The sequence below is a fragment of the Massilia norwichensis genome (assembly GCF_024753245.1).
In the GTDB taxonomy this organism is placed as follows: domain Bacteria; phylum Pseudomonadota; class Gammaproteobacteria; order Burkholderiales; family Burkholderiaceae_D; genus Telluria; species Telluria norwichensis.
This window is the reverse complement of sequence record NZ_JANUGX010000076.1, coordinates 1-1,354: the sequence shown is the minus strand read 5'-3', so window position 1 is coordinate 1,354 and position 1,354 is coordinate 1. Positions and strand designations below refer to the sequence as shown.

At 60.5% G+C, this 1,354-nt stretch carries 1 protein-coding gene; it reads left to right on the top strand.

Annotated elements, in window-relative coordinates; translation table 11 throughout:
• The first annotated feature begins 62 nt into the window (after nucleotides 1–62).
• Nucleotides 63–1,315 (top strand): IS3 family transposase gene (locus NX782_RS26190; RefSeq protein WP_258848435.1). Its coding sequence is split into 2 segments (ribosomal slippage): nucleotides 63–348 and nucleotides 348–1,315, totalling 1,254 coding nucleotides; the frame shifts between segments, so codons are not numbered across the junction.
• Nucleotides 1,316–1,354 lie beyond the last annotated feature (39 nt).

Below are 1,354 nucleotides of genomic sequence, written 5' to 3'. Positions count from 1 at the left end.
TATAGTGGACCCCACTTTTGAGACGGTAGTTTAAGCTGTCGTCCTCGAAAGGATGATAGCGAATGAGTGAAGGTAAAAAACGCAGGACGCATTCGGCGGAGTTCAAAGCCAAGATTGGCCTGGAAGCGGTGCGCGGGGTGAAGACGATCAACGAGATCGCGCAGGAGCATAATGTGCATCCGCAGCTGGTGACACAGTGGAAAAAGGAGATCCTGGAGAACGCAAGCGCCTTGTTCGATACCAAGCGTGGCCCGAAGCCGGTGGACGAAAGCAGCCCGGAGGACAAGCTGTATAGCGAAATCGGCCGGCTGAAGATAGAGGCAGACTGGCTCAAAAAAAAACTTGGGCTGTAAGTCGCGACGAGCGCATGGATTGGATCGAACCTGAGCACGCGAATCTGCCGTTGACGCGGCAGTGCGAGCTTGCCGGTGTTCCGAGGGCGACGGTGTATCGCAGGCTGGAGGCGATGGTCCGCCAACAGCAGGAGGACCAGGAAGACAACGCGCTGCGCACCCTGATCGACGAGGAATACACCAACCGGCCGTTCTACGGCAGCCGGCGCATGGTGGTGTTCCTGAAAGGTCGAGGGCATCGCGTCAATCGCAAGCGGGTGCAGCGCCTGATGCGGGAAATGGATCTAGCGGGCATGGCGCCAGGACCGGCGACGAGCAAGCCGCATCCGCAGCACAAGGTCTATCCGTACCTGTTGCGCGGGGTGGCGATCACGCGGCCGAACCAGGTGTGGAGCACAGATTTGACCTATATCCGTCTGGCGCGCGGCTTTGCGTACCTGGTGGCGATCATCGACTGGTACTCGCGCCGGGTGCTGGCCTGGCGCATCAGCAACAGCATGGACGCGTCGTTCTGTGTGGACTGCCTGGAAGACGCTTTGCGCCACCACGGCAAGCCCGAGGTGTTCAACAGCGACCAGGGCGCGCAGTTCACCAGTGATGCCTTCACCGGCGTGCTCAAGCGCGAAGGCGTGGCCATCAGCATGGACGGGCGCGGGCGGGCACTGGACAACATCTTTGTCGAGCGCCTCTGGCGCAACGTGAAGTACGAGGATGTGTACCTGAAGGGCTACGCCAACATGGCCGAGCTGACAGTCGGCCTGGCGCAGTACTTCGCGTTCTACAACGCCGAGCGGCCGCATCAGGCTCTGGACTACGAGACACCGGATCATGTCTACCGTGCCGGTGCCGGAGGAGGTGCGCTAATCGTCGATAAGTTCGGCGACGTGGACCGGGAACGGGAGACAGACGGCAGTACGGGGCAGCGCCGGGCAGCTGCTGGAGTGGAAATGGACACAGCTTAAACTACGCAGCTGAGTGTCTTGACTGATGGGTCCACTTTA